Genomic DNA, 5658 nt, shown 5'->3' with positions numbered 1-5658 from the left:
CCCCAATCATCTTTATTCTGTCTTTCAGAGAATCACTGACGACTAATTCAGATCGGCGAACAAACTACCTCTCGAGTCCGAGACGTGACGGCAGCGGGAGATTGATTGATTCCGCTTACCTCGCCCGAACATGGCGGGTCCGCCGCCAGCATCTTGGCCAGTGTGCCTTCTGTGATGCGTTCCAGCACCCGCCCGCCGGCGTTCTCGGCATCGAGGCTGGCAAGCATCAGCAGCATCCGGGCCAGGCGCTTTTTCATGGAATTGACGACGCGGTCGATCTGATCCTCCTCCAACGCCGCCGCACGCCGCATCAAGTGCATCGCGAAATCCCGCGCGAATGTCGGATCGGTGGAGTCCGAGGTGGCGGAAGTCTTTCGGGAAGTAGAGCTGGCCTCGCTCGCGGCAGCCCCCTCAGAAGAGCCCGCGGACAGTCCACCCAACTAACAAGTTGGCCTGTCGACCTCACGTTCAATAGCGAACTGGTCGCCATTGCCGCCAAAGACGGCTTCGACGTCGGTCAAGCTGAGCGGATGTTCAAGAAATTTGAATGTCACCACCGATCGAAGGGCAGTCGGTTTGTAGACTGGACCCACGCCTGGGGTTGGTGGGTCTGTGGCCAGGTCGACATCAATGCGAAGGCCAGGGAAGCCGAGGTGAATCGGTCCGACTACGTAGACCCGCGGATATGACCATGAGCATCCGCGCCACCCCAATATTGCCGGACCATCCAACGCGGGCAGACGAGATGATCGGCACCCCCCACACACACCTGTGCACTTGCCCGCCTAACTCGATCCATACCCAAGGCAGAGAGCCAAGACCAACCGGAGCGATAGAGGTTAGCGCAGTCAGGGATAGCGCACAGGGCACCAGCCGCACCAGCGCCGCTCTAATCAGCCGTGGGCCGCCTCGTGATCTGCCCACCGATGCGCGTTCGATCGCGGGCCAGTGTTCCCCGATGTCCGGTGCGTTGAACGTACCAGCGCCCACGCCAAGGGCGGGGAAGATGCGAATGCGCGAAAAAATCCCAAAGTATCTTTCAGCATGGATCGACCGTGCGCGCCCGACGCGTCCGGCATTTCTGCAAATTCCGGGTTTTCGAAATCTCGGTTTCGTTGTCAGCGGAGGCGAGGGTGGTAGCRGGGTTTAGACGCCGAAGGGGTTTCGCCAACAGACCCCTGGCGCTGTGTCGGGCTGTTCTCGAAGCCCTCGAGCGCAGACCTGGGCAGACGTCGGGCGAGATCGCCGGGTTGCGTCTACAGCGACGGCCGCGTCCTGGCCCGGCCGGGGTGGCGCAGGTGCACGGTTTCGGAACTAAGCGCGACCCGCCGGGCGCTTCGCCGCCTGATCGCAAAAGGCAAAGTCGAGGTGCGGCATCACCGGCACCGTTGGCGGATTTTTCAGCTTGCGGAGAAGGCGGGATGAGCGACGCCGAAATTGACGCCGCCATCGTTTCGTTGCGGGTCGGTTATAAATTCGGCCGAGGCGACGCTTGCCAAGCTGATCGCTCAACGGCCGGCAAGGTATATCACGCCCGGACTGTCATTCGGCCTGCATGAACACGATGACGTAATTGCGGTCAGCGCTCGGGGCACGAAAGCTCCCTTATCGTCGAGTTCTCGCAATCAAGCGATTCGGAGGGGCTGTCGATCAAAACTGGCGATGATGCAGCGTGCTCATTCGTCGGTTGATCGTCTTTCACTTCCTTCTCGTTGAAATTCGCGCAAATTGGCTCTGTGGCATTGCCGCACACGGCCGCAAAGCAGGAGATCGACGATGGCACGTTATCCGGACGTACAACGGTTTGCCTATACCGAACGCAAAGACGGTGAGGCATCGTCATTTCGTGGGGAAGAGGTTGTCTTCACGAATTCGTTGCCTGCGACCTGTGTCCATCCGTTCGCGATTGCAATAGCATTGGTTGGCACCGCCTATACAGTTTTGACGTTCTGGGTCGCGTTTGCGGGCGGCGAGGCTTCAGCGGTTCTGACGATGGTCAGCCTCATTCTGATGATGATGCTAGGGCTAATGACCGGGTGCGGATATTCAAGCCGAAACATGGAACCCTATCGGGCGGCTACTCGAAGCTTTCGCGACTTCATCGAGGGCGATGTCGACCTTCAAAGCGGACGTATTTCAGGCCGCGCTTCGCTTTGCCAGCTCGCGACCGTGACGGGTGGCATCGCCCTAGCGACAACGTCGATGTTGGCCGTCTTTGTGGCGATAGCACCCGCTTATCCGCATTAGGTAGTCAGTGTTGACGTGCTCGCTAGGCGCGACTCCAGCTTTAGGCGGGCGGATTGCTGCAGACAGGCTCTTTAGTCTCGATGGTAGACGTGATTGAGAGATGGGAGGCTTAGTTGCCGAGTCCCACCCGAGTCACGGGTACGTCTACAAACCTCCTCTTGTCGTGAGGCGAGGGGTATCGACGTTACAACAGGTCCACCATGATCAATGGTCGCCCGAACCCTCGGAAGCGCATCAGCCGCGCTTCAGGTTGGCATGCGCGATACGAATTCGTCACAGTGTACGGTGCGGGATTTCTGATGGTGATCGCCGCAATCCTGATCGCATTGCGGCCCGCGATTGCCGTTGCGGAATGGATTAGCCGGGTATTGGGTGAGTGAGGCTGTTAGCTGGTTGAAGAAGCACTTCTTGGTCAGATGAGTTGAGCGGTCTCCCGAAGACGGCGAAAAGGCAATTACATGGCGACCACGTCCTACAGAGAGAAAGCGGACCAACCCTCAATGCAGGCGTGGCGAGTCCACGAGTTTGGTCCTGCGGAAAAGATGGTCTTTGAAACGGTCGCTCGACCCCGTCCGGTCGCAGGCCAGGTCCTTGTCAAAGTTCATGCGGCGGGCGTTGGCCCCTGGGACGCGTGGATCAGGGCCGGGAAAAGCGCCTTACCTCAGCCCCTTCCTCTCACACTCGGCTCGGACCTGGCCGGCGAGGTGACGGCTCTTGGTCCGGATGTCTCCTCCTTGGCGGTGAACGATCAAGTGTTCGGGGTAACCAATACCCAGTTTCTTGGCGCGTATGCCGAATATGCAATCGCGTCAGCTGCGATGCTCTCCCGAAGGCCAAATTCGCTCAGCTACGTCGAAGCTGCCGCGGTTCCCGTCGTCGCTGTGACCGCCTGGCAAGGCTTGTCTGACCACGCGCGGCTCGAAGCCGGCCAGACGGTTCTCATCCACGGCGCGGCCGGCAGCGTTGGAGCGTTCGCTGTTCAACTCGCTTGTCGAGCCAAGGTGCGCTCGGTGGTCACCGTGGGCACGAAAGACATCGAATACGTGCGAGCACTTGGTGCGGACAAGGTCGTGGACTATCAAACGCAACGGTTTGAAGATGAAGTAAGGAACGCTGATGTGGTGTTCGACCTCATAGGAGGAGAAACACAAGCCCGTTCTTTTCGGGCTCTGCGGCAGGGCGGAAAGCTGATATCGACTGTGTCCCAACCAGATCAAGCTTTGGCGGAAAAGCATGGCGTCACCGCGACCTTCTTTTTGGTAGACGTCACGACGGCTTATTTGGACAGAATCTCAGCGCTTATCGATCGCGGCGATCTGAAGACGAGAATATCCGCCATCATGCCTCTCGCTGATGCGCGAGAAGCACATATGATGTTGGATGGCCGACGACCGAAGCCGCAGGGAAAGATCGTGCTAAGTGTGTAAAATAGACGCGCTAAGCTGAGCTTTCATATGTCAGATCGGTCGCGGCGCCCGGTGATGGCTGGCCTTTCCATCCAACTCGATCATGCCAGAAAGATCCCTCTGGCGACCCAGATCTATTCAGCTATCCGAGAGGGCATCGAGAATGGACGGCTCGCCTCGGGCTCGCGGCTGCCCTCTTGGCAGAATCTGGCCGCTCAGCTCGGCGTCTCTCGCGGGACCGTACGTGTAGCTTATGGGCGTCTCGTCGCGGAGCAGTTAGCGCTTGGTCTTGGGCCAGCTGGAACTCGTGTGGCCGCCCGGCAATTACGATCCTCAATGTCCGATCGGTCGCGGGGCTGTGGTCACGCCTCCTAGTGCGTGAGACCCGGGGAGCTGCGGCGCTGCCGGTAACTTATCCGGACCCGCGCGGCGATCCGCAGCTTCGAAAGGAGATCGCGGCTTACTTGGGGCTGGCCCGAGGCATTCGCTGCGACCCCTCTCAGGTCATCGTAACCGGCGGGTTTTCCGGGGCGCTCGGTCTGGTAATCCAAGGGCTTCAGCTTGGCAAGAAAGGAGCTTGGATAGAGGATCCATGCTTTCCGCTCACCCGTACTGCGCTCAACCTAGCTGGAATGCTTGTTACGGCGGTTCCGGTCGATGCGGAGGGGTTGGACGTTATGGCCGGTGTGCGGGCCGCAGCCGGGGCGTCGCTGGCGGTCGTGACGGCAGGCCAACAGGCGCCGCTCGGTGTGACGATGTCGCTGTCGCGGCGGCTTGCGCTACTCGCCTGGGCTCGACAAAACGACGCTTGGATCATCGAGGACGATTATCTGAGCGAACTGCAATTGACAGGACGGGTGGCTCCCGCGCTCGCATCACTCGATCATGGCGGGCGGGTTCTGCACGTTGGCAGTTTCAGCAAAACGATCAGTCCTTCGCTGCGCCTGGGTTTCCTGGTGGCGCCGCCGGACCTGAGTCGGCGGTTTGGTGAGCTCGCTGCTTGCTTGGCACCAGCGCCCGCCGCTGCCGTGCAGCGCGCCGTGGCGGAATTCCTTCGGCAAGGACATTATTTTCGTCACCTACGCCGCATGAAGCGGCTCTACGCCACCCGACGGGAAAGTTTGCTTAATTGCCTGAAAGATGCCGTGTCAGACTCGATGAAGGTGCAAGCAACCGGCGGCCTGGCGGTCGCGATCCTGCTTCCCGACACAATGTCAGACCTGGACGTCGTTTCGCGCGCTCTGCAGCTCGGCATGGCGCCAACTCCGTTGTCGCCATGGTACATGCGGCCTTCCAGACGACAGGGACTGCTACTCGGCGTGACCAATCTCAATGAACGACGACTGAAGGTGGATTGTCGTCGACTGTTGGAATTGTCGCGATGAATACCGCTCTGCTTAACATAGCTCTACACATCGGCATTCCCTAAGCCCTTCGGGTCGGACAGTGCCGTAGTGAAAAGCGTTGGTTAACTCATTAATGTTGGTTATATCCTCCTGGAGGACGCGTCATTTGACCGGAGTGGTCAGTTCCTTGTCGTCAGTGTCGACAACGAACACCGCCAGGAGCTTTGCAGGTTTGCTTTTGCTCGCATTGCGGCTGACGGGATGCCGAGAGCCCGGCTGTTCGTAGAAGCTCTCGCCGGCACGATAGACGCGCCGGGGGCCGTCATTCACCTGCGACTCGATTTCTCCCGACAAGACGTAGCCGAGGATGAAAGCCGATTTGGCGTGAGTGTGGGACTGAGACGCGCCTCGCGGCCTGTAGTCGACAACCACGGCTATCAATGACTTCCCGGGAATATTGGATATCGTCTGCTGGAAGATGGGCTTGACTGTCTCGCCGCCGTCATGGGCTGCGGCTGGCGTTGCGACAGCAATTGCCATGGCAGCGCAAGCCGCGCCGAATAAAATTCGCATCTTCATGGTGCATTTCTCCTTTTACACGCAGATAGGATCGTCGGCCGATGAATAAAAGCACCAAGAATGCACGCGAAGTGGTGCAC

7 protein-coding genes are annotated in these 5658 nt (G+C 59.3%); 6 read left to right on the top strand and 1 reads right to left on the bottom strand.

Going from position 1 to position 5658, the window contains the following annotated elements:
- From AB4Z51_RS44530 to AB4Z51_RS44505, 6 genes are all read left to right on the top strand, one after another.
- A partial coding sequence (locus AB4Z51_RS44530; RefSeq protein ID WP_441499729.1) for a hypothetical protein occupies positions 1-689 on the top strand: 689 nt, incomplete at its 5' end.
- Between the two features lie 1087 nt (positions 690-1776).
- A complete protein-coding gene (locus tag AB4Z51_RS44525) occupies positions 1777-2247 on the top strand; it encodes a hypothetical protein (protein ID WP_135216752.1) in 471 nt (156 codons plus the stop codon).
- Positions 2248-2447: 200 nt separating this feature from the next.
- Positions 2448-2627 carry a hypothetical protein gene (locus AB4Z51_RS44520; RefSeq protein ID WP_135216751.1) on the top strand — a complete coding sequence of 60 codons (180 nt, stop codon included), beginning with the start codon at positions 2448-2450 and terminating at the stop codon, positions 2625-2627.
- A 78-nt stretch (positions 2628-2705) separates the two neighbouring features.
- Positions 2706-3674 (top strand): NADP-dependent oxidoreductase, encoded by a 969-nt coding sequence (locus AB4Z51_RS44515; protein ID WP_244623424.1) that lies wholly within the window; start codon positions 2706-2708, stop codon positions 3672-3674.
- A gap of 27 nt (positions 3675-3701) precedes the next feature.
- Positions 3702-4028, top strand: a complete 327-nt coding sequence (locus tag AB4Z51_RS44510) for a GntR family transcriptional regulator (RefSeq protein ID WP_441499728.1) — start codon at positions 3702-3704, stop codon at positions 4026-4028.
- A complete protein-coding gene (locus tag AB4Z51_RS44505; protein ID WP_441499727.1) occupies positions 4028-5038 on the top strand; it encodes an aminotransferase-like domain-containing protein in 1011 nt (336 codons plus the stop codon). Before AB4Z51_RS44510 ends, AB4Z51_RS44505 begins: the two co-directional genes overlap by 1 nt.
- Positions 5039-5161: 123 nt before the next feature.
- Here AB4Z51_RS44505 and AB4Z51_RS44500 read toward each other — a convergent pair whose 3' ends face one another.
- On the bottom strand, positions 5162-5578 hold the full coding sequence (locus tag AB4Z51_RS44500; protein WP_135216749.1) for a cupin domain-containing protein: 417 nt from the start codon (positions 5576-5578) through the stop codon (positions 5162-5164).
- Between the last annotated feature and the right edge of the window lie 80 nt (positions 5579-5658).

This window comes from Bradyrhizobium sp. 2TAF36, assembly GCF_052114925.1.
GTDB classification, from domain to species: Bacteria; Pseudomonadota; Alphaproteobacteria; order Rhizobiales; family Xanthobacteraceae; genus Bradyrhizobium; species Bradyrhizobium barranii.
This window is presented reverse-complemented; position numbering and strand designations above follow the sequence as displayed.

What these genes read in the sequence shown, in the direction of transcription:
- AB4Z51_RS44520 (WP_135216751.1), top strand. Translation starts at nt 2,448, where the DNA reads ATGATCAATGGTCGCCCGAACCCTCGGAAGCGCATCAGCCGCGCTTCA.
- AB4Z51_RS44500 (WP_135216749.1), bottom strand. Translation starts at nt 5,578, where the DNA reads ATGAAGATGCGAATTTTATTCGGCGCGGCTTGCGCTGCCATGGCAATT.
- AB4Z51_RS44510 (WP_441499728.1), top strand. Translation starts at nt 3,702, where the DNA reads ATGTCAGATCGGTCGCGGCGCCCGGTGATGGCTGGCCTTTCCATCCAA.
- AB4Z51_RS44525 (WP_135216752.1), top strand. Translation starts at nt 1,777, where the DNA reads ATGGCACGTTATCCGGACGTACAACGGTTTGCCTATACCGAACGCAAA.
- AB4Z51_RS44515 (WP_244623424.1), top strand. Translation starts at nt 2,706, where the DNA reads ATGGCGACCACGTCCTACAGAGAGAAAGCGGACCAACCCTCAATGCAG.